The sequence below is a fragment of the Enterobacter sp. KB-221C9 genome, from assembly GCF_041320715.1.
Taxonomy (GTDB): Bacteria; Pseudomonadota; Gammaproteobacteria; order Enterobacterales; family Enterobacteriaceae; genus Enterobacter; species Enterobacter asburiae_D.
Genome location: NZ_JBGIWG010000007.1, coordinates 193,339 through 216,745, shown reverse-complemented (window position 1 = coordinate 216,745; position 23,407 = coordinate 193,339). Strand labels below are relative to the sequence as shown.

Genomic DNA, 23,407 nt, shown 5'->3' with positions numbered 1-23,407 from the left:
CCGGTAAGCGCAGCGCCACCGGGCAAAATCTCAGATGCCGTCACCATACTCGAAGGTATGGTGAATGCCGTTGAAGTGCTGATCCATGTCCATGGACGGCTTATCGCTGTCTGGTTTACCGACGATGCGTGCCGGTACGCCAGCGGCAGTAGTATGCGGTGGCACAGGCTGGAGCACCACGGAGCCTGCGCCGATCTTCGCACCGCGCCCGACTTCGATGTTGCCGAGGATTTTGGCACCCGCGCCAATCATCACCCCTTCACGAATTTTCGGATGGCGATCGCCGCTGGTTTTACCGGTACCGCCCAGGGTGACCGACTGCAGGATCGAGACGTCATCTTCAATGACCGCCGTTTCCCCGACGACAATCCCGGTGGCGTGGTCGAGCATGATCCCGCGGCCAATTTTCGCTGCCGGGTGAATATCGACCTGGAACGTCACGGAAACCTGGTTTTGCAGGAAGATCGCCAGCGCGCGGCGGCCTTCATTCCACAGCCAGTGGCCGATGCGGTAAGCCTGCAGGGCGTGGAAGCCTTTCAGGTACAGCAGCGGCGTAGAATATTTATCGACCGCCGGGTCACGCGTGCGTACGGCCTGAATATCGCAGGCGGCAGAGGCGATCATTTCCGGGTCTGCGGCATAAGCTTCTTCCACCACTTCACGGATGGCGATAGCAGGCATGATCGAGGAAGCCAGCTTGTTGGCGAGCATATAGCTCAGCGCGCTGCCAAGATTTTCGTGCTTGAGTAGCGTCGCGTGGTAGAAACTGGCCAGCATAGGCTCGCAGTCGGCCAGCGCCCGGGCTTCGGCTTTAATATTGTTCCAGACGATATCCAGTTCTTCACACGGCATTGCTTACTCCAGACGATAGTTAATGACCAGCCAGTTCTGCGCTGGCTGGGTCATTCAGGTGACAACGGTTCCGACTAGTTACTGCTGCGCTCGTCCTTGCGCGCACGACCTAATAAGGTCAATGCTGCCTCGCGCGCATTTTTTCCGCAATACAATACCTGATAAATTTCCTCGGTTATTGGCATTTCGACACCGAAACGGTGCGCCAACTCGCGGACTTCTTTGGTATTGCGGTAGCCTTCAACCACCTGACCAATCTTCTCCTGCGCGCCTTTTACATCGCTGCCCTGTCCGAGCATCATGCCAAAACGGCGGTTACGAGACTGGTTGTCGGTACAGGTCAGCACCAGGTCGCCCAGGCCAGCCATCCCCATAAAGGTGGCCGGATCGGCACCCAGCGCTTCGCCCAGGCGGGACATTTCGGTCAGCCCTCGGGTGATCAGCGCCGTACGCGCATTGGCACCAAAACCAATGCCGTCTGACATCCCGGCACCAATCGCAATCACGTTCTTCACCGCACCGCCCAGCTGCACGCCGATAAAATCGGGGTTGCTGTAGACGCGGAAGCTCTTGCCGCAGTGCAGCAGCTGTTGAAGATCGTCGGAGAAGGCCTGATCGGTGGAGGCCAGCGAAATCGCCGTCGGCAGGCCAGCGGCCAGCTCTTTGGCAAAGGTCGGGCCGGAGATGACCGCCAGCGGGATCGCATCACCCAGCGCTTCGCGGGCAACGTCCTGCAGCAGGCGTCCGGTTTCGGCTTCCAGTCCTTTTGTCGCCCAGACAATGCGCGCATCCGGGCGCATCAGCGGCTTAATCTGACGGAGCACGTCGCCAAATACATGGCTCGGGACCACAATCAGAATGTTGCGGCTGGCCGCCAGCGCGGTGGCAAGGTCGCTTTCAAGGTGCAGGGAGTCAGGGAACGGAACGTCCGGGAGAAACGCGACGTTACAACGATCGCGTTGCAGCGTTGCGATATGTTTTGGGTCGTGGCCCCAGAGAACCACTTCGTGACCATTTCTTGCCAGCGTGATGGCAAGAGCGGTGCCGTATGAGCCGGCACCGATCACAGTCATTGACGCATTAACAGTGCTCATCAGGCATCCTGATGTTGTTCAGCACCTTCGCCAGCTTGCTGCTGCAGATAGTTCATGAACAGCGCATCAAAGTTAACTGGCGCAAGGTTCAGTTGCGGGAATGTACCGCGGGAAACCAGGCTGGTGATGCATTCACGCGCATACGGGAACAGAATGTTCGGGCAGTACGCACCCAGGCAATGCGCCATCTGGTTGCCTTCGATACCGCCGATAGAGAAGATGCCGCCCTGCTGTACTTCACACAGGAATGCGGTTTCTTCGCCCAGAGACGCGGTAACGGTCACACGCAGCACGACTTCATACACGTCATCTGCCAGTTGGGTAGATGCGGTATCCAGATCAAGTTTAACCTCTGGCTGCCAATCTTTCTGGAAAACATGTGGCGCATTTGGCGCTTCGAAAGAGACGTCCTTGGTGTAGATACGCTGGATCTGGAAAGTCATTTCGGTGTTGTTTTGTTCTGACATGGAAATACCCTTTTTAATTGTCCTAAAGTCTCTTAGCTCAGCAGCGGATCGAGTCCACCACGGGCGTCGAGCGCATACAAGTCATCACAGCCGCCAATGTGCTGCGCATCAATAAAAATCTGCGGAACCGTCGTACGACCACTACGTTTGATCATCTCTTCGCGTTTAATCGCGTCACCGTCAATCGGCAGTTCCTGGAACGTGACGCCTTTGCTGTTCAGCAGCGCTTTCGCACGATGACAGAACGGGCACGTCGCTTTGGTATAGATCTCAATATTGGCCATGACTGAACTCCTTATTTACCGCGAACTAAAGGAAGATTTTCCCCGCTCCAGCCGGAAATACCTTCTTTCAGCACCGTTACGTTTTCGAAGCCTGCTTTATGAAGCGCGCTGGCAGATTCCTGTGCCTGCATGCCGGTCGCATCGACAACGATAATCGGCTGGGCTTTGTGTTTCTCAAGCTCACCGACGTTGTTCGCTTTGATTTCAGCTGGCAACAGGTTGATTGCGCCTGCAATGTGACCTTTACGGAAATCGTCACGCTGACGCAGATCGACCACGACGGCATCTTCTTTGTTAATCAGACGCGTCGCTTCACCACGGGTGATAACCTTAATTTTAGACGTCAGGCTCTTAAATGTGGTGAACAGCACAGCAGCCAGCAGGCCAATCCACGCGATGCTCAGAACCGGATGGCGGCTAACGAATTGCATAATTTCTTGCATGGAGGGTAACTACTCCCGACTAAGTGATAAAAAAAACCAGGACAGGAGTATACCTGTGCGTTCTGGCAAATACAGCCAGCGACCATAACCTAATCCATTTTCTGCGGCATGCCACCTAAAAAAATGCCTCAAAATGGTCTGGTCAGCACCTTGCCCCTGCGCTTTCTTTGATCTTCTGCGGCTATTTGATCGATTCAGCTGTAGTAAAATTACGCAAATTTTGACTCTTGAGCATGAGGTTGTCGCAATGTCGGTTTCTAAAAAACCTATGGTACTGGTGATTCTGGATGGCTATGGCTACCGTGAAGACAGCCAGGATAACGCTATTTTCAACGCCAAAACCCCGGTCATGGATGCGCTGTGGGCAAAACGTCCGCATACGCTGATTGACGCGTCTGGCCTGGAAGTGGGCCTGCCGGACCGCCAGATGGGCAACTCCGAAGTCGGTCACGTAAACCTGGGCGCGGGACGTATCGTGTATCAGGACCTGACGCGTCTGGACGTTGAAATCAAAGAACGCACCTTCTTCTCCAACCCAACGCTGTCTGGCGCGGTCGATAAAGCCGTTGCCGCGGGCAAGGCCGTACACATCATGGGCCTGCTCTCTGCGGGCGGCGTTCACAGCCACGAAGATCACATCATGGCGATGGTTGAACTGGCCGCTGAGCGCGGTGCGGAAAAAATCTATCTGCACGCCTTCCTGGACGGTCGCGATACGCCACCACGCAGCGCAAAAGGCTCTCTGCAAGCCTTCGAAGAGAAATTCGCCGCGCTGGGTAAAGGCCGCGTAGCGTCCATCATTGGCCGTTACTACGCCATGGACCGCGACAACCGTTGGGATCGCGTTGAACAGGCCTATGACCTGATGACCCTGGCAAAAGGTGAGTTCCAGTTCGCGACCGCTGTTGAAGCGCTGGAAGCGGCATACGCACGTGATGAAAACGACGAATTCGTGAAAGCGTCCGTGATCCGTGCTGAAGGCCAGGCTGATGCCGCCATGGAAGATGGCGACGCGCTGATCTTCATGAACTTCCGCGCCGACCGTGCGCGTGAAATCACCCGTGCGTTCGTCAACAGCGACTTCGACGGTTTTGCCCGCAAGAAAGTGGTAAACCTCGATTTCATCCAGCTGACTGAATACGCCGCAGACATCAAAGCGCCTTGCGCGTATCCACCAGCATCGCTGGCAAACACCTTCGGCGAGTGGATGGCGAAGAACGATAAAACGCAGCTGCGTATCTCTGAAACCGAGAAGTACGCGCACGTCACCTTCTTCTTTAACGGCGGCGTTGAAGAGCCGTTCAAAGGCGAAGACCGCATTCTGATCAACTCCCCGAAAGTGGCCACCTACGATCTGCAGCCAGAAATGAGCTCTGCCGAACTGACGGAAAAACTGGTTGCGGCCATCGAGAGCGGTAAGTACGACACCATCATCTGTAACTACCCGAACGGCGACATGGTGGGGCATACCGGGGTGATGGAAGCGGCAGTGAAAGCGGTTGAAGCGCTGGACAACTGCGTTGAGCAGGTAGCAAAAGCGGTTGAATCCGTTGGCGGCCAGCTGCTGATCACCGCTGACCACGGTAACGCTGAACAGATGCGCGACCCGGCGACCGGCCAGGCGCACACGGCCCATACCAACCTGCCTGTTCCGCTGATTTATGTGGGTGATAAATCACTGAAAGCAGTAGAAGGCGGCAAGCTTTCTGACATCGCGCCAACCATGTTGACGCTGATGGGTATGCCGATCCCTGAAGAGATGACTGGTAAGCCGCTGTTCATCGTGGAATAATCGCTCCCCATGAGGGGAAAGGCGATTTTTTCAATCACATGGGTCGTGAAGCCGCTTAGGTTATCAGTCAGACCTCTGTTTTACGCCAGCGCGCTCAGCGCTGGCGTATTGCTGTGCGCCGCATCCGCCCACGCGGATGACCGCGACCAGCTGAAATCCATTCAGGCCGATATCGCCGCCAAAGAGCGTGCGGTACGCCAGCAGCAGCAGCAGCGCTCCGCCCTCCTCGCCCAGCTTAAGCTGCAGGAAGAAGCGATCTCCGCCGCCACGCGTAAACTCCGTGAAACGCAAAACACCCTCGCCCAGCTGAATAAACAGATCGACGAGATGAACGCGTCGATTGCCAAACTCGAGCGCCAGCGTGATGCGCAGGAGCGCAATCTTGCCGCACAGCTTGATGCCGCATTCCGCCAGGGTGAACATACCGGACTCCAGCTGATCCTCAGCGGCGAAGAGAGCCAGCGCGGCCAGCGCCTGCAGGCCTACTTTGGCTATCTCAACCAGGCGCGTCAGGAGACGATCGCGCAGCTGAAGCAGACGCGCGAAGAGGTCTCCACGCAAAAAGCCGAGCTGGAAGAGAAGCAGAGCCAGCAGCAGACGCTGCTCTACGAGCAGCAGGCCCAGCAGGCGAAGCTTGAGCAGGCTCGCAACGAGCGTAAGAAAACCCTTTCCGGGCTTGAATCCTCCATTCAGGAAGGTCAGAGCCAGCTGAGCGAAATGCGCGCCAACGAATCAAAACTGCGTAACAGCATCGCCCGTGCGGAAGCGGCGGCGAAAGCGCGCGCCGAAAAAGAGGCTCGCGAGGCGCAGGCCGTTCGCGACAAGCAGCAGGAAGCGTCCCGCAAAGGGACTACCTACAAGCCAAGCGAGAGCGAACGTTCTCTGATGTCGCGTACCGGCGGTTTGGGCTCTCCTCGCGGTCAGGCTTTCTGGCCCGTTCGCGGTTCAATTCTGCATCGCTATGGCGAACAGCTGCAGGGTGAGCTACGTTGGAAAGGGATCGTTATCGGTGCGTCTGAAGGTAGCGAAGTGAAAGCCATTGCCGATGGCCGCGTGATTCTGGCCGACTGGCTGCAGGGTTACGGACTGGTGGTGGTGGTCGAACACGGTAAAGGTGATATGAGCCTTTACGGCTACAACCAGAGCGCGCTGGTCAGCGTGGGCACGCAGGTGCGCGCAGGCCAACCCATCGCCCTTGTGGGCAGCAGTGGCGGTCAGGGCCGCCCGTCACTCTATTTCGAAATTCGTCGCCAGGGTCAGGCGGTCAATCCACAGCCGTGGTTGGGAAGATAAGTTTTGCTTCAATTTCGTCGATTGGTTTTCTCCGTCGTCAGCGCGCTGGCGCTGGCTGCACCGGTATATGCAGGTAAACTCGCTATCGTGATTGATGACTTCGGTTATCGTCCACACTATGAAAATCAGGTGCTGGCGATGCCGTCGGCCATCTCTGTCGCCGTCCTTCCGAATGCCCCCCACGCGCGCGAGATGGCGACCAAAGCCCACAGCAGCGGTCATCAGGTGCTGATCCACCTGCCAATGGCCCCACTCAGCAAGCAGCCGCTGGAAAAAGATACCCTGCGCCCGGATATGAGCAGCGAGGAGATCGAGCGCATCATCCGCGACGCCTACAACAAAGTGCCGTATGCCGTAGGACTGAACAACCATATGGGCAGCGCGATGACGTCAAGCCTGTACGGGATGCTCAAAGTGATGCAGGCGCTGGAGCGTTACAACCTCTACTTCCTCGACAGCATGACCATCGGCAACAGCCAGGCGATGCGTGCCGCTCAGGGAACGGGCGTAAAGGTGATTAAGCGTAAGGTGTTCCTGGATGATACCCAGAACGAAGCCGATATACGCATGCAGTTTAATCGCGCGGTACAGCTGGCCCGCCGCAATGGCTCAGCCATTGCCATCGGTCACCCGCACCCTTCTACCGTTCGCGTCCTGCAGCAAATGCTGCCGACCTTGCCTTCCGATATCACGCTGGTACGCCCGAGCGATTTGCTGAACGAGCCGCAGGTGGATACCTCCACACCGAATTCTGCGCAGCCCGTCCCGACGGCGCCGCGTAATCCGTTCCGCGGCGTGAAGCGCTGTGCACCGAAGCAACCGCTTGAACCGGTCTATGCGACCCGCTTCTTCTCCGTCATCGGAGACAGCATCAGCAACAGTACGCTGGTGAAATACGTCCAGCAGCAGTGGCAGGGATGGGGTAAGAAAGCCTGACGCTTATTTCGCAATCTGAGAGTCCGTCTGCTCGTTGGCAACGGACTCTTTTTTCTCCTGATGCTGATACCAGGATTTGAAATACTTCAAAAAGCTATAGGCTGTGGCATACAGTCCTGTCGCCACCCCCACTTTGCCCTGACGCCAGGCGCCGCTAAACAGATACCATTTGAAAAAAGCGCCGATGGCGCTGATTACGCCGCGCCCGATAGAGGGCCGTATTTTTTGATGCTGAACCAGGCGGGTTGAATAACAGTTTAATTTGTTAAAAAGCTCATGCAGCGTGGGAAACGTATCATGTTTTACATAGCCCGGAATACGCTCACAACGGAGAAAACCTTCGACCTGATCGTCTACCGGTCGGTTATTAAACCGGGACTGTTTACGGTTAAAAAGACGCACAGGGTAATCAGGGGATGAAACAGGATAGATCGTGCGGACTTCTTCCCCCAGAACAAACCAGTGCCGGCATATTCGCCATGCCATTCCGGGGTCTGGCTCATCGCCTGCTTTTAACGTTAAAATGGCCTTAACCGTTTCCTGGTCAAGAATTTCGTCGCTGTCGATGCACAGGACCCAGTCATTGCTGGCTAACGATACGGCATGGTTCATCTGCTCGCCATGCCAGCCAAATTTTTTATATACGGGTAGCAGCCCAAAGCTTTCACAAATATATCGTGTTTTGTCCGTACTGCCTGAATCGACCACGACAACTTCATCCGCTATTTTTAAAAGAGGCGGGATAACATCGTGCAATAATCTTTCAGAATTAAATGTTAATAAGCAGACCGTTATTTTAAACATTTTTCCACTCTCAATAGCAGCCTAAATTAATATTATTAATACTATATAAATGAGTAGAGATGATTAAAGTCCTGAATCACACTTTTCAAATAAGCGCGTTTGAAATTTTGTCTAATCCTGAAGCGCAATAAAATAGAAAAATCTATTTTATTTCAACAGATTCTTTATAATGCAGTCAGATGAAGGGTAGCACACGGATTCAGACATGCCGCACAAAAGTAAAATTCTCCTCCTGGACACGGGTAAAGAATGGGGGGGAGGCACCAACAGTATGCTTGAGCTCCTGAAGCGAATCAATCGCGATAAATTCGATATTACCTGTTGTTTTTACAGTGATTATAGTCGTGCTGGAGGTGAGACAATTGGCCAGGTGCTCAACGGCATCGGCATCCCGCTCATCGTGATCCCTCAACGTCAGCAGCCGCTCTGGGCCAAATTGCTGAAGGAAGCGGGACGTAGCCTGCTGTTTTTCTCACGCAGCGCCCGCAAGGCATTAACACGTCATGTGGATACTATGTGGCGCATCAGGCCTAACGTCAGCAAGATCGAAACCCTTTTCACCCAGGGCGGTTTCGATACGCTCTATATGAATAATCAACCGGGCTCAAATGAGGAAGGCTATCTCGCGGCGGCAAAACTGCAGGCGCGGTTGATTCAGCACTGCCGTATTGAACCTGTTTTGACCCCACCGCTGGTGAAGCTGGTTAATGCCCATGCCACAAAAATCATCGCCGTCTCGCACGGCGTTGAACGCGTGTTGCTTCAGCATGGCGTCCGGCCCGAACTGTGTACGACGGTCAATAATGCCATCGACATCCACCAGCCTTTACCTGACCGACGCGCGATGCGCCAGCGCCTGAACATCGATGACGACACGTTTGTGTTCGGCAGTATCGGGTCTTTAATCCCTCGCAAAGCCAACCACCACACGCTGGAGGCGCTGGCGCAGTTCAGCCAGAAGCATCCCCAGGCGAAATGGAAAATGGTGCTGGTCGGCGAAGGTGCCGAACGCCGCGCTTTAGCGGAACAGGCCCGAGCGCTGGGAATTGAATCCCGCGTCATTTTCACCGGCTTTCAGAATACCCCGTTTGATTACCTCGCTACGTTTGACACCTTTATTCTCGCCTCAAAAAGCGAAGGGCTGCCGCGCGTGGTGCTGGAAGCGATGCTTCTCAATATCCCCGTGATTGGCTCTCAGGTGACCGGCACGGCGGAATTAATTGACCATGATTCGACAGGGCTGCTCTTCCCCTGGAGCGATGTTTCACAGCTTGCACAGCATCTGGACAATATCTGGGCAGACGCGGATCTGCGGGCTCGACTGGCTGCGGCCGCATACCAGAACGTTTGTCATACCTATGCCATCGAAAACTATGTCAGCGGTGTCGAAGCCGTGCTTGGCGCGCGCTAACCAAACGAGATAACTATGTTTAAATTTCTTAATGCTCGCTATCGTCATATCACCGGGCGACACAACATTCCTTACAGCTCTCTGCCCGCGACGGGCGCACTTGCTGCGGTGGATTCTATTGTGATTCCGTGTACCGGCGCAGATTTCGTTGAAGAAGCATTACTCTCTGCCACCTTCGCGGAACGTTATGCCACCGGGGTGAGCGAAATCGTCATCGTCAGCGATCAGCCTGAATCCGCTTTTGGGGTGCTGCCGCCGAAAACACGCGTAGTGACGCTTAACCTTCCGGTTCGTGAGGAAGGTTACCGCTATAAGCAAATCTACCTCAGCCGTCTGGTGAAGCTTAACGCCCCGCTGCAGGCGCGTGGTGAAGGCATATTGATGATCGATTCCGATCTCAACTTGCTGAAAATGCCAGAGATCAACATGGCCGACATGCACATCTACTCCAGCTTCCGTCAGGGCAAAATGATTGCCAAACTTGACGGTGCGCCAGCGGAGAAAGTGCCGGCGTATTACAAAGAGACGGTGCGTCCGTATCTGGTCGATCACGTTAACGGCGCGTTTCTTGCGGCAACCAAAAAAACCTGGCGCCGCATCTGCCCGCTGTGGCTGACGCTGTTCCAGGATACCTGGGAGCTGATGGACGACACGCAGCCGCCGACCGATCAGCTGCCGCTCGCCGCGCTGCTGGACATGCTGGATCTAAAAACGGTTAACCTGGGCGACTGGATGAACTGGCCGGTCTCCAAGAAGATCGGTGGTCAGGAAGCCGTTGTACCGAAAGAGGTGATTGGCGCACACGGCGGTTTCCCTCTCTCCGAATGGCAGAAGTATCTTGAATCGCCGGATAACAAACTGTTGTTCAAAGGTCAGGACTACACCCGCAAGGTGCGTTACCTGACGGACGAAGAGAAAAAGAATCAATGAAAAAAGGGGCCTCAGGCCCCTTTTTGATTACTTATCCCAGCTCAGGATCACTTTCCCTGACTGGCCGGAACGCATCGCGTCGAAGCCCTGCTGGAACTCATCAATGGAGAAACGGTGAGTAATAATCGGGGACAGATCCAGACCGGACTGGATCAGCGCCGCCATCTTATACCAGGTCTCGAACATCTCGCGGCCATAAATGCCCTTGATGAACAGCCCCTTGAAGATGACCTTGTTCCAGTCGATAGACATATCTGACGGCGGGATACCCAGCATCGCGATACGGCCGCCGTGGTTCATGGTGTCGAGCATGGTGCGGAACGCCGGTGGCGCGCCGGACATCTCCAGACCCACGTCAAAGCCTTCGGTCATGCCCAGCTCTTCCATCACGTCGGTCAGGCTCTCTTTCGAGACGTCAACCGCGCGGGTGACGCCCATTTTGCGCGCCAGCGACAGACGGTATTCGTTCACGTCGGTGATCACAACGTTGCGCGCGCCCACGTGCTTCGCCACGGCAGCGGCCATAATGCCGATTGGGCCCGCGCCGGAGACCAGCACGTCTTCACCCACCAGGTCGAAGGAGAGCGCCGTGTGCACCGCGTTGCCGAACGGGTCAAAGATGGAGGCCAGATCGTCAGAGATATTGTCCGGAATTTTGAACGCGTTAAACGCCGGGATCACCAGGTATTCCGCGAAGCAGCCCGGACGGTTTACGCCCACGCCAATGGTATTACGGCACAGGTGCGTACGTCCGCCGCGGCAGTTACGGCAGTGACCGCAGGTAATATGGCCTTCTCCAGAGACGCGGTCGCCAATTTTGAAGCCTTTTACTTCCTGGCCGATACCCACCACTTCGCCGACATATTCGTGACCGACAACCATCGGAACCGGAATGGTTTTCTGCGACCACTGGTCCCAGTTGTAGATGTGAACGTCAGTACCGCAGATAGCCGTTTTACGAATTTTGATCAGCAGATCGTTATGACCGACTTCCGGTTCCGGCACGTCGGTCATCCAAATTCCTTCTTCCGCTTTCAGTTTGGATAACGCTTTCATCACACGTCCTCAGGCAATGACGCCCAGCTGTTTACCGATGCGGGTAAAGGCTTCCACCGCACGTTCAATTTGTTCAGGCGTATGCGCCGCAGACATCTGGGTGCGGATACGCGCCTGACCTTTTGGCACCACCGGGAAGAAGAACCCGGTGACGTAAATCCCTTCTTTCTGCAGCTCGCGGGCAAATTGCTGCGCGACGACCGCATCGCCCAGCATCACCGGAATGATCGCGTGGTCAGCACCGGCCAGGGTGAAGCCTGCGGCGCTCATTTTTTCACGGAACAGGCGGGCGTTGGACCACAGGCGGTCGCGCAGCTCAGCGCCGGACTCCACCATCTCCAGCACCTTGATAGACGCAGAGACAATGGCGGGCGCCAGGGAGTTGGAGAACAGGTACGGACGGGAGCGCTGGCGCAGCCACTCAACCACCTCTTTACGCGCGGCGGTATAGCCGCCGGACGCGCCGCCGAGCGCTTTGCCCAGCGTACCGGTGATAATGTCCACGCGACCCATCACGTCACAGTATTCGTGGGAACCACGGCCGTTTTCGCCGACAAAACCGACCGCGTGAGAGTCATCGACCATCACCAGCGCGTCGTATTTATCCGCCAGGTCGCACACGCCCTTCAGGTTGGCAATCACGCCGTCCATGGAGAATACGCCGTCGGTGGCGATCAGCACGTGGCGAGCACCTGCTTCACGAGCCTCTTTCAGGCGCGCTTCCAGCTCAACCATGTCGTTGTTGGCGTAGCGGAAACGCTTCGCTTTGCACAGGCGTACACCGTCGATGATAGAGGCGTGGTTCAGGGCGTCGGAGATAATCGCATCTTCTGCGCCGAGCAGGGTCTCAAACAGACCGCCGTTGGCGTCGAAGCAGGAGGAGTACAGAATCGCATCTTCCATTCCGAGGAAGCTCGCCAGCTTTTGCTCAAGCTGCTTGTGGCTGTCCTGCGTACCGCAGATAAAGCGTACGGAGGCCATGCCGAAACCGTGGGTATCCATGCCGTTTTTTGCAGCGGCAATCAGCTCAGGGTGATTCGCAAGACCTAAGTAGTTGTTCGCACAAAAGTTGATCACATGGCTGCCGTCGGCAACGGTGATGTCCGCCTGCTGGGCAGACGTGATAATACGCTCTTCCTTGAACAACCCTTCCGCACGTGCGGTGTCGAGGTCGCTGTTTAACTGTTTGTAAAAATCACCACGCATTGCAATTCTCCAGACTCGGCAAATTTCGGGACATATTACCCAAACCTATAGTTCATGACGAGATGACACGTCATCTCTTGTCGTTTTTGCAGCATAAATCACGCGTACCCCTGCGCTGTGAAGGTGAATGGCTGAAGGGCAGCCATACTAATGATATGATAGAGACATTAGCGTCCGGGATTGTCCCCGGGCTTCACACTTCAAAGGTTACAGTTATGATCATCGTTACCGGCGGCGCGGGCTTTATCGGCAGCAATATTGTTAAGGCTCTCAATGACAAAGGCATCACCGACATCCTGGTGGTTGACAACCTGAAAGACGGCACCAAGTTCGTCAACCTGGTGGATCTGAACATCGCTGACTACATGGATAAAGAAGACTTCCTTATCCAGATTATGGCAGGCGAAGAGTTCGGCGAGATCGAAGCCATCTTCCACGAGGGTGCGTGTTCTTCCACCACCGAGTGGGACGGCAAGTACATGATGGACAACAACTATCAGTACTCTAAAGAGATCCTGCACTACTGCCTGGAGCGTGAAATTCCGTTCCTGTACGCCTCCTCCGCGGCAACCTACGGCGGCCGCACCTCGGACTTCATCGAGTCCCGCGAATATGAGCAGCCGCTGAACGTCTACGGTTATTCTAAATTCCTGTTCGACGAGTACGTGCGTCAGGTTCTGCCAGAAGCGAACTCGCAGATCGTCGGCTTCCGTTACTTCAACGTCTACGGACCGCGCGAAGGCCACAAAGGCAGCATGGCAAGCGTAGCGTTCCACCTGAACACCCAGCTGAATAACGGCGAAAGTCCAAAACTGTTCGAAGGCAGCGACGGCTTTAAGCGCGACTTCGTTTACGTGGGCGACGTTGCCGCAGTGAACCTGTGGTTCTGGGAAAACGGCGTATCCGGCATCTTCAACCTCGGTACCGGCCGCGCGGAATCCTTCCAGGCGGTGGCTGACGCAGCGCTGGCGTACCACAAGAAAGGCAGCCTTGAGTACATTCCGTTCCCGGAAAAACTGAAAGGCCGTTATCAGGCATTCACGCAGGCCGATCTGACCAACCTGCGCGCCGCAGGCTACGACAAGCCGTTTAAGACCGTTGCCGAAGGCGTAACGGAATATATGGTCTGGCTGAACCGCGACGCATAAGTATGAAGATTCTGGTGATCGGCCCGTCATGGGTGGGCGACATGATGATGTCGCAAAGTCTCTACCGCACGCTCAAGGCGCGTTATCCCCAGGCGATAATCGACGTGATGGCACCCGCATGGTGCCGTCCGCTGTTGTCGCGTATGCCGGAAGTGAATGAAGCCATCCCGATGCCGCTTGGCCACGGGGCGCTGGAAATCGGCGAACGCCGCAAGCTCGGCCATAGCCTGCGCGAGAAGCGCTACGATCGGGCGTATGTCCTGCCAAACTCCTTTAAATCCGCCCTGGTGCCCTTTTTTGCGGGCATCCCACATCGCACCGGCTGGCGCGGCGAAATGCGCTACGGCCTGCTGAACGATGCGCGGGTGCTGGATAAAGAGGCCTGGCCGCTGATGGTGGAGCGCTATGTGGCGCTGGCCTATGACAAAGGCGTGATGCGCAGTGCGCAAGACCTGCCGCAGCCGCTGCTCTGGCCACAGCTTCAGGTTAACGACGGTGAAAAATCCCAGACCTGTAACGCGTTTGGTCTTTCGTCTGAACGCCCGATGATTGGCTTCTGCCCTGGCGCCGAGTTCGGCCCGGCAAAACGCTGGCCGCACTATCACTACGCGGAGCTGGCGAAACAGCTGATTGACGAAGGCTACCAGATTGTCCTGTTCGGTTCGGCAAAAGACCACGAGGCTGGCAACGAAATTCTCGCGACGCTCAGTAATGAACAGCAGGCCTGGTGCCGTAACCTGGCAGGCGAAACGCAGCTTGAGCAGGCGGTTATTCTGATTTCCGCCTGTAAGGCCGTGGTCAGCAACGACTCTGGCCTGATGCACGTCGCTGCCGCGCTCAACCGCCCGCTGGTGGCGCTGTATGGCCCAAGTAGCCCGGACTTCACGCCCCCGCTTTCTCATAAAGCGCGCGTCATCCGCCTGATCACCGGCTACCACAAAGTGCGCAAAGGCGATGCCGCAGAAGGCTACCATCAGAGCCTGATCGACATTACGCCAGAGCGCGTTCTCGAGGAGCTTAACGAACTGCTGTTGAGCGAAGAAGGATAACGAATGCGGGTACTGATCGTTAAAACCTCTTCTATGGGCGATGTTCTGCATACGCTGCCGTCACTGACGGACGCCATGCGGGCCGTTCCCGGCATTCGTTTTGACTGGGTGGTGGAAGAAGGCTTCGCGCAGATCCCCACCTGGCATGAAGCGGTTGACCGCGCGATCCCGGTGGCGATACGCCGCTGGCGCAAAGCGTGGTTCTCCGCGCCGATTAAAGCCGAACGCAAAGCCTTTCGCGAAGCGGTGCAGGCACAGCACTACGACGCTATCATCGACGCCCAGGGGCTGGTGAAAAGCGCCGCGCTGGTGACGCGTCTGGCGCACGGCGTAAAGCACGGCATGGACTGGCACACCGCCCGCGAACCGCTGGCGAGCCTGTTCTATAACCGCCACCACCACATCGCAAAGCAGCAGCACGCCGTCGAACGTACCCGCGAGCTGTTTGCAAAAAGCCTGGGCTATGCGAAACCGGAAACCCAGGGTGACTACGCCATTGCGCAGCACTTTTTGCGCAATACAGATCCCTCTGCCCAGCCTTATCTTGTCTTCCTGCATGCCACAACGCGCGACGATAAACACTGGCCGGAAACGCACTGGCGAAGCCTGATAGAATTAATGCAACCCACCGGCATCCATATTAAACTCCCGTGGGGCGCCGAACATGAGCGGCAGCGCGCAGAGCGTCTGGCAGCAGGTTTTGCGCACGTCGAGGTATTGCCGAAACTCACCCTGGCGCAGGTTGCAGCGCAGCTGGCGGGGGCGAATGCTGTTGTTTCCGTTGATACAGGCTTAAGCCATTTAACCGCGGCGCTGGATCGCCCGAATATTACGATTTTTGGTCCGACCGATCCTGGACTGATCGGGGGTTACGGTAAAAACCAGCATCAGATGGTCAGCCCGACCCAGCAAACGAAGGATATCAGCGCAGATGCTATTTTTTCATTTTTACAGGGCAGCCGTTGGCTTTCCAACAGGGATATCTAACGCATGAGTTACGTATTTCTGCTGATTTTACTCTTTCCGGTGAAGCTTATCCGGAAGATGTTCCGCAAAGAGACAGGTAAAAACCTGGTCATTCAGACGGCAAAAATCGGCGATTTTGTTAATGCAACGCCCCTTCTGGCATACCTGCAAAAAAGCGACGTGCTCGTCAGTCGTAGCGTCGGTGCATTGGCGAAGCATGATGAGACGATCGATGAGATTTTTTTTATCGAGCAGCATAAGCGTAACCTGTGGCGAAAGCTGGTCTTTGCCTGCCGGATCATGAACCGCTATGACAATGTCTATCTTCTGCAGCCTAACAGCGTGAACCTCTTTTTTGCCTCCGTGTGTAATGCTAAAAACAAACAGTTTTTAAGCATTTACACGCGCAGATGGTATCACGGGATTTTCTATGCAACGGCAGACGGTACTGTTGAACACGGTAGAAAGACGCTGACGGTCACGAACTATCTGAAACTGGCCGATCGCGCTCTGAGCTGGCAAGACTCTCCCAAGCACGCCACAAAGCCACTGTTTAAACCCGCGACCTATCCGGCAATCCTCGATAAACCGGGCGTGATCCGCATTGGCATCAGTATCGCCGCAGGGAATAAAGCGAAAACCGTTCCGCCAGTCATCTGGAAGCAAATTGCCGATCGTCTCGCGGATCTGCCCTGCGAATTTTATGTGTTTGGCGCCCCGAATGAACAATCGTGGATGGATGATATCACCCGCGATTATGGTGAACTGCCCAACTTTATTAATATGATTGGCAAAATCTCCCTTGAAGAGCTGCCGTGGGCCATTTCTAAAATGGATTGCTATATCGCGTCTGATTCGGGGAATGTCTACATTGCCGATGCTGTCGGGGTGCCGGTAATCTTATTGTTCGGGCCTTGCTGCCACTATGAACAGCGTCCGCTCGGCAACGTGTTGCTGATTGGTAATGATGACAACATTTGCTCATATGTTTTTGAAACACGATATTACTTCTCACAGAGCCGGGAAGAACTCTTCGCTGTAACAGACGAATCGCTACGTGACCTCAAACATTTTATTTGCGGGTTATCAACAATTAACGCAACCGCAAACACCTTTGATGCTCTGGGAAACTAATTATTATGGCTTTTCTAAGCATCATTATTGCCGCGCATAACGCCAAAGATACGCTTAACGCCACCCTGGAAAGCCTGCAAAACGCGATTAATGGTGCGGGCGATGATGTAGAGATCATTATCTTTAATGACAGTTCCGATGACTCAACACAGGATATTATTGAGGCATGGCTGCCAACGTTTCCGAATGCGCAAGCCCGATACGTTGAGTACCGTAACGTTGGTCATGTTCGAAACAGTGCCGTCTCGCTGGCCTCAGGTGAATACATCACCATGCTGGATAGCGATGACCGATTGAAACCGGGCAGCATCCGGGACGCCGTGGCATACCTCAAAACAGAGCGCCCTGATATGCTACTGACGCGCCTGCTGGAAGTTCGTGACACCAAAAAAATCACCGCCGACTGGCAGGGGTTCTCTCCTGTTGCTTTGTCACAACATGAGGCAATAAAGCGGTTCCTGCAGCACAAAGATTTTCAGGCACACCTCATCGGGCAGTTCATTCATCGGAAATTGTACGCAAGCAACCCGATTCCTTCGATGGTCTGCTATGAAGATTTCGCCGTATTTCCCGGCATGTTGATGCAATCGAGTAAAATAGTCTATCAGCGTCAGGGACACTATTATTACATCAAACGTGGCGACAGTTTGTCGAGCCGACTCGATGCCAGTAAAATCGCGACGTTGATTGATTGCACATTGCAAATGGAAAAAACATTCCCGCATTCTTTTAAGCAACTTGTTAATTGTCACTGGTTTGATATCTACAGTAATCACCGTCAGCATCTGACCGACCTGCAACTAAAACTGGTGAAACAGCGGGTAAACGCACTTTATTCTTTCTCTTTCTTCTTCTCCAGAGATGTACGTTTCAGCTACAAAAAAAGGGTCATTGAAGCATTATGGAAAAAGTAAAACTGCGGCTTTATCAGCTTACGCTGATTCTGAGCCTTATTTCGCTTGCGCTGGCGCTGCTGAGTTCAGGTAAGCAACGAGAGTTTTTCTATATTGCAATTTATGCCAGTATTATCGGTTTAGCTTGCGAATATAAAAAAATCACACTGCGTCCCTTTTCTATCGCACTTCCCATTTTGTTAGTAGGGTTGCTCAACCTTATCTGGTATATGGTGTATGAATATCATAGCGAAGGTTTAAACGCTTATAGCGATTATCTTGGTGCCAGTAAGAAACTGATTTTAGCGAGCATTCTCGTTTTCTACCTTGACCGGTTTAAAAGCTACATCGATAAAACCTCTTTCCAGAAATATTTCCTGTTTGCGGTAAGTGCGGGATTTGTCCTCGCCACAGGTTATGGCTTGTGGCAGGCGACGCAGGGTGTGGATCGTGTCGAGATGGCCATAAATCGCCCTACCGTATCGGCCTATGTTTACTCTGTCCTGTCACTGGCGTTGGTATACAGTCTTTATCTTCAAAAAAACAGAAAACTGTATGTTGTTGCGGGTCTCACCATCTTAATTTCCTGGTTTGTTATCCTTTTTACAGGAACACGCGCCGCAATGGGGCTATATTTGCTTCTGGCGATTGTGCTCACACTTTACCACTTCAGAAGAATTCATCTTAAAACGATGCTAATTTTCTTATGTATAGTGGCAGGTATTGTTATTGTTAGTTACAAACCCTTGATCTCGCCAAAGATAGATCAAACGCAGATGGAACTGGAAAGATACCAAAAAGGCAACGACGCCACGTCACTCGGAGCGCGTTTTTCCATGTGGATAGTCGGTATTCAGAACGGACTTTCTCACCCACTAGGACAGTCAATTGAAGATCGCGAGGTTTGGTCACAGCATTACGTTAAAGAGGGCCATCCCCACCTGGTTTCCGCACTCGGATTTCTTAGGATACATCTGCACAATGAGCTTATCGAAAAATACTCTCTGCAGGGGATCCCAGGGCTAGCGATATTATTATTCTTCTATATATCGATGATCGCTTACGCGCTTAAAAACAGAAATGGCCTGCTGCTGACGGCCATGCTTCTTTTATTACTCTATGGCCTGACGGACGTCATACTATTGAGCTCAGAAGCCTTAATCTTCTTTGTCACCGTGTTTGCACTGAGTACACCTTTTTCGCAAACCAGACAACGTTAATGATTATGCCCGCTGATGCGGGCATTATTTTTTCTTGTTTTGATAAAACTCCGCCAGCGTCATCCCCACCGTCTTATCGGATAACCAGCTAAAGAGCGTTTCTAAATCCTGATACAGCCCTTCGATCGCCGCCTCATCTTTAAACGTAGGGCTTCCGCCAGGCATAAATTCCGACGAATGAAGCATAAACTCCACGTACTCACTTCCCTGAGACAGGCATTGCTGTGCGACCTGAATCATCTGCGCCGCATTCCCACCGGACGGTCTTAGCCAGTTGACCGAGGGTGAACGGTATTTACCGCGAAGTCTGTCGTAACCTTGTTTAATCGTGTTCAACCAGGCCGGGTGTTTATACTGAATGCTCATCGGCACTTCGAGTAATGGGCTATTGCCCGCCCGGGAAATATTATCTAAATCCATAAAATAGGCGTGGTCGGGAAAATGCTGATAATTCGTTCCGCCATTACCCTGCGGTGCACCCTTCGCATTGCGCCAGTTCACCCGCGGCGTCACGGAACAATCCACCTGATAACCCAGTTCAACGAGCAATTTTGCATAGCGGCTATCAAATGCCCAACGCCCGGCACGGTGGCTTAACATTTTGGTCTGGAAGGTCTCTTCCAGCAGGCGGGTCATGAACAGCACTTTCTCGCGCATCACCTCATCCGAAAACTCAATCAAATAAGGCTGCCAGCGCCAGTCATCTCCTGTGAGATCGTGCTCCGGTGGGCTATTCCATGCGTGAAGGTGCATCCCCACTTCCCCCTGACCGCGGGCGATCGCATCCCTGGCGAATTCAATGAAAACGGGTTCGATCGCCATCTCGTAATTGGTCAGCCACACGGGCTTAAAGCCGAAACGCTCACAAAGCGTCTGGAACCGCGCCAGATAGCGCGCGTTTTCGGTTTTAATGACGCGGTGATTTTGCCAGAGATTATCGCCCTCAGTATCAATTGTGATGATAAACGCTGGTTTGTTCATAATGAGTCCGCAAGACAGGAAAGTTAGCGCTATGTTACGCACTCTCCAAAGCATGAGTAAACCCTTCCAGGGAAATTCCTGAGATTATGGAGAAAGAGTGCAAGTCGCTATCAGGTCTATTAGAATTGCCATCAGTACAACGCCGATAAGATGATGATGAATAACTTACCTGACACGCCTGATTTGCGCATTTTACTTATCAAACTCCGCCATCATGGCGACATGTTGCTGACCACTCCCGTCATTGATTCGTTACGTCAAAAATGGCCGCAGGCGCAGATTGATGTCCTGCTGTATGAAGAAACGCGCGATATGCTCGCCGCGCATCCGGCGATCGGTACAATTTATGGAATCGATCGTAAATGGAAGCAGCTGGGCACGCTGAAGCATCTTCAAAAAGAGTGGCAGTTGCTGTGCGCGTTAAGAAATCAGCATTATCATCTGGTCATAAACCTTGCCGATCAGTGGCGTAGCGCTATCGTCACCCGTTTTACCGGCGCACCCGTTCGCCTCGGATTCGCGTTTAACAAACGCAACAGTGCATTCTGGCGTTTTTGTCATACCGATCTGGTCTCTGTCGACGGCCACAAATCCCTGCATACGGTCGAACAGAATCTCTCCATTTTGACGCCATTATCGGTCGCGCCGCAGCCTGCCGTCACCATGGCCTACGCCGCAGAGGACTGGGATCATGCCCGTCAAAGACTGACGCAGTCGGGTGTGGGCGAGCGCTATGTTGTGATCCAGCCGACGTCCCGCTGGTTCTTTAAATGCTGGAGCGAAGACAAAATGGCGCAAACCATTACTGCACTGCAGCAGGATGGCCATACGGTTGTGCTCACCGCGGGGCCGGATAAAAAAGAGCTGGCGATGATCGATCGCATACTCGCTGCCGCACCGAAAACCGGTGTCGTTTCGCTGGCGGGCCAGTTGACGCTGCGTCAACTGGCGTCGCTTATCGATCACGCCTCTCTGTTTATTGGTGTCGACTCCGTGCCGATGCATATGGCCGCCGCGCTGCAAACGCCCTGCGTGGCGCTGTTTGGCCCTTCTAAACTGACGTTTTGGTCTCCATGGCAGGTTAAAGGGGAAGTGATCTGGGCCGGCGATTACGGCCCGCTCCCCGATCCGGATGCCATTGATACCAAAACGAAAGAACGCTATCTCGACGCCATTCCCGTTGATGCTGTCGTCTCCGCCGCAAGGAGATATCTGCCATGAAAGACCATCGTCTGGCCATTGTTCGCCAAAAGTATCGCCCTGATGGCGGAGCGGAACGCTTCGTTTCGCGCGCCCTTACCGCGCTGAGCAATCAGAACCTTGAACTCAACGTCATCACGCGTGAGTGGCAGGGAGAGAAGCAAGACGACTGGCATATTCACATTTGCAACCCTCAAAAGTGGGGTCGCATCAGTCGTGAGCGCGGATTTGCACAGGCCGCGCGCGCGCTGTGGCAGCAGCAGCAGTTTGATATTGTTCAAAGCCATGAGCGCATCCCGGGTTGTGATATCTATCGCGCGGGTGATGGGGTCCATCGCCGCTGGCTGCTGCAGCGCGCGCGCATTTTACCGGCCTGGCGCGCGCAAATGCTGATGTATGACCGCTATCACCGCTACGTGATGCGTGCGGAACGGGAAATGTATCAGGCACCTGAGTTAAAAGCCGTAATCTGTAATGCGGAGATGATCAAACGCGAAATCGTTGAAGACTTTGATATTGACGCAAATAAAATCCATGTGATTTATAATTCTATTGATTCCAGCCGCTTCATTCCGGCCCAGGAGTCACAGCGTGCGATTTTGCGCCAACAGTTTGGTTTGCCAGCCGATGCGGTTGTGTTCTGTTTTGTAGGCTCAGGGTTTGAACGAAAAGGATTGGCCAGCGCCATACGCGCTATCGCGGGAACATCAGCCTGGCTGATTGTGGTTGGACAAGATAAGGCAGAAAGTCGTTATCGCGACCTCGCCCGTTCGTTAGGCTGCGAGGGGCAAATCCGTTTCCTGGGGGTGCAAAAAGAAACTCTGCCTTTTTATCAGCTATCCGATGGTTTACTGTTGCCAACGCTGTATGATCCCTTTCCTAACGTCATTCTTGAAGCGATGGCCTGCGGCTTGCCCGTCATTACTTCAGAGAGTTGCGGTGGTGCAGAATTTATTCAACAAGGCCAGAACGGGTTTTATTGTGACGCACTTGATATCAGTACATTGAAGGAAGCGGTAACAGCCGTCCCTTCTCTGGAAAAAAATAACAATATGGGACGAGCGGCACGTGAACGTGTAAAAGACGCCACTCCCGAAAAACTATCAAGTCAGCTTATTACGCTTTATCAAAAATTACTGGATTAAAAATGCGCATCCTAATGATTATTGATGGTTTACCCGGTGGAGGAGCTGAAAAAACGGTTCTTACACTCTCCCGTGGGTTAATAGAAATGGGGCATCAGGTCTCTCTATTCTCTCTGCGGAAAGTGTGCGACTACGCCATCCCGGAAGGCATCGATTATCAGGTTGTTCAGGACATATGTAAAAAACCGTGGCGAAAGCTGACGGAGATCCCACGCCGCGCTCACCTGTTAGATCAGGCGATTGAACGGGCTGAGCACAGCGGCAAATTTGATGTGGTTTTCTCTCATTTGCACAAAACTGACCGCATTGTGGCGCACTGCCGCGCGCTGGAACGTGACAAAGTCTGGTTCTGCGTGCACGGCATGTTCTCGTTCTCCTATCTTCGCCATCGCAGCGGACTTTCACGCTGGTTTAAACACCTTAAAATTCGTCATACCTACGAAAACCGTAACGTTGTCGCCGTCTCAGACGCCGTGTTGAAAGATCTTTCCGAGACGCTGGCGCTCAATCTTCGACGCAAAGCGGTTATCCATAATCCTTTCGATATTCCTGAAATTCAGCGTCTGGCGGATGCTCCCTTCGAGATGCAGGGAAAGGATTACATCATTCATGTTGGCCGCTTCCATGAGCACAAACGCCACGACCGCCTTTTACGTGCGTTTGCCCTGAGTAAAATTGACACAACGCTGGTCATGATGGGCAATGGATCCGAAGCGCAAATTCAAAAACTCAAGCAGCTTGCTGCCGAGCTGGGTATTGAAAACAAAGCGGTTTTCCGCCCGTTCGATTCTAATCCCTATCCCTGGATTAAAGGGGCGCGCCTTTTAGTGTTAAGTTCTGACTGCGAAGGTTTTGGTAATGTGCTGGTCGAAGCCATTATCTGCCAGACGCCACCGGTCAGTACAAATTGCCCCGGCGGCCCCGCCGAAATCCTCACCGGACCCTTAGCGCGCGGGCTGGCAGAGTTAAATGACGCGTCACTGGCAAAAACGCTGGCGGAGATTTATACCGCCCCGCCGGTCGTTGGCGATGCAACCATCGCGTCGTTCGGTATTAGTGCCATTTGCCAGCAATATATTGCTCTGGTCGACAATCAAAAATAA

Annotated in this window: 23 protein-coding genes; 14 read left to right on the top strand and 9 right to left on the bottom strand. The window is 53.8% G+C overall.

Annotated elements, in window-relative coordinates; genetic code table 11:
- Nucleotides 1–30 precede the first annotated feature (30 nt).
- The 5 genes from cysE to AB8846_RS12925 all read right to left on the bottom strand — a co-directional run bounded on the left by cysE (nucleotide 31) and on the right by AB8846_RS12925 (nucleotide 3,140).
- Nucleotides 31–852, bottom strand: a complete 822-nt coding sequence (cysE, locus tag AB8846_RS12945) for a serine O-acetyltransferase (RefSeq protein ID WP_008502718.1) — start codon at nucleotides 850–852, stop codon at nucleotides 31–33.
- Nucleotides 853–926: 74 nt separating this feature from the next.
- Nucleotides 927–1,946: an NAD(P)H-dependent glycerol-3-phosphate dehydrogenase gene (gene gpsA / locus AB8846_RS12940; protein WP_023334039.1), complete on the bottom strand. Its 1,020-nt coding sequence runs from the start codon at nucleotides 1,944–1,946 to the stop codon at nucleotides 927–929.
- Entirely contained in the window at nucleotides 1,946–2,413 is a 468-nt protein-coding gene (secB, locus tag AB8846_RS12935; RefSeq protein ID WP_003860835.1) for a protein-export chaperone SecB, read from the bottom strand. The genes gpsA and secB overlap by 1 nt, the downstream gene beginning before the upstream one ends.
- Before the next feature lie 32 nt (nucleotides 2,414–2,445).
- Nucleotides 2,446–2,697, bottom strand: coding sequence for a glutaredoxin 3 (gene grxC / locus AB8846_RS12930; RefSeq protein WP_023309914.1), 252 nt, complete (start codon nucleotides 2,695–2,697; stop codon nucleotides 2,446–2,448).
- 11 nt (nucleotides 2,698–2,708) lie between these two features.
- A complete protein-coding gene (locus AB8846_RS12925; RefSeq protein WP_023309913.1) occupies nucleotides 2,709–3,140 on the bottom strand; it encodes a rhodanese-like domain-containing protein in 432 nt (143 codons plus the stop codon).
- A gap of 247 nt (nucleotides 3,141–3,387) precedes the next feature.
- On the opposite strand from AB8846_RS12925, the gene gpmM reads away from it, so the two are divergent.
- Genes gpmM through AB8846_RS12910 form a run of 3 tightly spaced genes read left to right on the top strand, consistent with a single transcriptional unit; the run spans nucleotide 3,388 to nucleotide 7,161 of the window.
- Nucleotides 3,388–4,932, top strand: coding sequence for a 2,3-bisphosphoglycerate-independent phosphoglycerate mutase (gene gpmM / locus AB8846_RS12920; protein ID WP_331413859.1), 1,545 nt, complete (start codon nucleotides 3,388–3,390; stop codon nucleotides 4,930–4,932).
- A gap of 33 nt (nucleotides 4,933–4,965) precedes the next feature.
- The gene (gene envC, locus AB8846_RS12915; protein ID WP_235836568.1) at nucleotides 4,966–6,225 is read left to right on the top strand and encodes a murein hydrolase activator EnvC; all 1,260 of its coding nucleotides are present in this window, start codon (nucleotides 4,966–4,968) and stop codon (nucleotides 6,223–6,225) included.
- A 3-nt stretch (nucleotides 6,226–6,228) separates the two neighbouring features.
- Complete coding sequence (locus AB8846_RS12910) at nucleotides 6,229–7,161, top strand: divergent polysaccharide deacetylase family protein (RefSeq protein WP_370732865.1); 933 nt, start codon at nucleotides 6,229–6,231, stop codon at nucleotides 7,159–7,161.
- Nucleotides 7,162–7,164: 3 nt separating this feature from the next.
- Here AB8846_RS12910 and AB8846_RS12905 read toward each other — a convergent pair whose 3' ends face one another.
- The gene (locus AB8846_RS12905; protein WP_370732864.1) at nucleotides 7,165–7,965 is read right to left on the bottom strand and encodes a glycosyltransferase family 2 protein; all 801 of its coding nucleotides are present in this window, start codon (nucleotides 7,963–7,965) and stop codon (nucleotides 7,165–7,167) included.
- Nucleotides 7,966–8,170: 205 nt separating this feature from the next.
- On the opposite strand from AB8846_RS12905, the gene AB8846_RS12900 reads away from it, so the two are divergent.
- Complete coding sequence (locus AB8846_RS12900; RefSeq protein ID WP_370732863.1) at nucleotides 8,171–9,376, top strand: glycosyltransferase; 1,206 nt, start codon at nucleotides 8,171–8,173, stop codon at nucleotides 9,374–9,376.
- 15 nt (nucleotides 9,377–9,391) lie between these two features.
- Nucleotides 9,392–10,306: a hypothetical protein gene (locus tag AB8846_RS12895; RefSeq protein ID WP_370732862.1), complete on the top strand. Its 915-nt coding sequence runs from the start codon at nucleotides 9,392–9,394 to the stop codon at nucleotides 10,304–10,306.
- A 27-nt stretch (nucleotides 10,307–10,333) separates the two neighbouring features.
- Here AB8846_RS12895 and tdh read toward each other — a convergent pair whose 3' ends face one another.
- Nucleotides 10,334–11,362 (bottom strand): L-threonine 3-dehydrogenase, encoded by a 1,029-nt coding sequence (gene tdh / locus AB8846_RS12890; protein WP_032650737.1) that lies wholly within the window; start codon nucleotides 11,360–11,362, stop codon nucleotides 10,334–10,336.
- Nucleotides 11,363–11,371: 9 nt separating this feature from the next.
- Nucleotides 11,372–12,568 (bottom strand): glycine C-acetyltransferase, encoded by a 1,197-nt coding sequence (gene kbl / locus AB8846_RS12885; RefSeq protein WP_032661893.1) that lies wholly within the window; start codon nucleotides 12,566–12,568, stop codon nucleotides 11,372–11,374.
- 215 nt (nucleotides 12,569–12,783) lie between these two features.
- On the opposite strand from kbl, the gene rfaD reads away from it, so the two are divergent.
- The 6 genes from rfaD to AB8846_RS12855 are packed head-to-tail and all read left to right on the top strand — an operon-like array spanning nucleotide 12,784 to nucleotide 18,978.
- Nucleotides 12,784–13,716: an ADP-glyceromanno-heptose 6-epimerase gene (gene rfaD, locus AB8846_RS12880; protein ID WP_370732861.1), complete on the top strand. Its 933-nt coding sequence runs from the start codon at nucleotides 12,784–12,786 to the stop codon at nucleotides 13,714–13,716.
- A gap of 2 nt (nucleotides 13,717–13,718) precedes the next feature.
- On the top strand, nucleotides 13,719–14,765 hold the full coding sequence (gene rfaF / locus AB8846_RS12875) for an ADP-heptose--LPS heptosyltransferase RfaF (protein ID WP_063145462.1): 1,047 nt from the start codon (nucleotides 13,719–13,721) through the stop codon (nucleotides 14,763–14,765).
- A 3-nt stretch (nucleotides 14,766–14,768) separates the two neighbouring features.
- The gene (gene rfaC / locus AB8846_RS12870) at nucleotides 14,769–15,752 is read left to right on the top strand and encodes a lipopolysaccharide heptosyltransferase RfaC (protein ID WP_370732860.1); all 984 of its coding nucleotides are present in this window, start codon (nucleotides 14,769–14,771) and stop codon (nucleotides 15,750–15,752) included.
- Between the two features lie 3 nt (nucleotides 15,753–15,755).
- Nucleotides 15,756–16,865 carry a glycosyltransferase family 9 protein gene (locus AB8846_RS12865; protein ID WP_370732859.1) on the top strand — a complete coding sequence of 370 codons (1,110 nt, stop codon included), beginning with the start codon at nucleotides 15,756–15,758 and terminating at the stop codon, nucleotides 16,863–16,865.
- A gap of 5 nt (nucleotides 16,866–16,870) precedes the next feature.
- Entirely contained in the window at nucleotides 16,871–17,779 is a 909-nt protein-coding gene (locus AB8846_RS12860; protein ID WP_370732858.1) for a glycosyltransferase family 2 protein, read from the top strand.
- The gene (locus AB8846_RS12855; protein ID WP_370732857.1) at nucleotides 17,767–18,978 is read left to right on the top strand and encodes an O-antigen ligase family protein; all 1,212 of its coding nucleotides are present in this window, start codon (nucleotides 17,767–17,769) and stop codon (nucleotides 18,976–18,978) included. The genes AB8846_RS12860 and AB8846_RS12855 overlap by 13 nt, the downstream gene beginning before the upstream one ends.
- Nucleotides 18,979–19,002: 24 nt before the next feature.
- On the opposite strand, the gene AB8846_RS12850 is transcribed toward AB8846_RS12855, so the two are convergent.
- On the bottom strand, nucleotides 19,003–19,959 hold the full coding sequence (locus AB8846_RS12850; protein WP_370732856.1) for a polysaccharide deacetylase family protein: 957 nt from the start codon (nucleotides 19,957–19,959) through the stop codon (nucleotides 19,003–19,005).
- 150 nt (nucleotides 19,960–20,109) lie between these two features.
- On the opposite strand from AB8846_RS12850, the gene rfaQ reads away from it, so the two are divergent.
- The 3 genes from rfaQ to AB8846_RS12835 are packed head-to-tail and all read left to right on the top strand — an operon-like array spanning nucleotide 20,110 to nucleotide 23,407.
- Nucleotides 20,110–21,180, top strand: a complete 1,071-nt coding sequence (gene rfaQ / locus AB8846_RS12845; protein ID WP_370732855.1) for a putative lipopolysaccharide heptosyltransferase III — start codon at nucleotides 20,110–20,112, stop codon at nucleotides 21,178–21,180.
- A complete protein-coding gene (locus tag AB8846_RS12840; protein ID WP_063145456.1) occupies nucleotides 21,177–22,304 on the top strand; it encodes a glycosyltransferase family 4 protein in 1,128 nt (375 codons plus the stop codon). The genes rfaQ and AB8846_RS12840 overlap by 4 nt, the downstream gene beginning before the upstream one ends.
- Nucleotides 22,305–22,306: 2 nt before the next feature.
- Nucleotides 22,307–23,407: a glycosyltransferase gene (locus tag AB8846_RS12835; RefSeq protein ID WP_370732854.1), complete on the top strand. Its 1,101-nt coding sequence runs from the start codon at nucleotides 22,307–22,309 to the stop codon at nucleotides 23,405–23,407.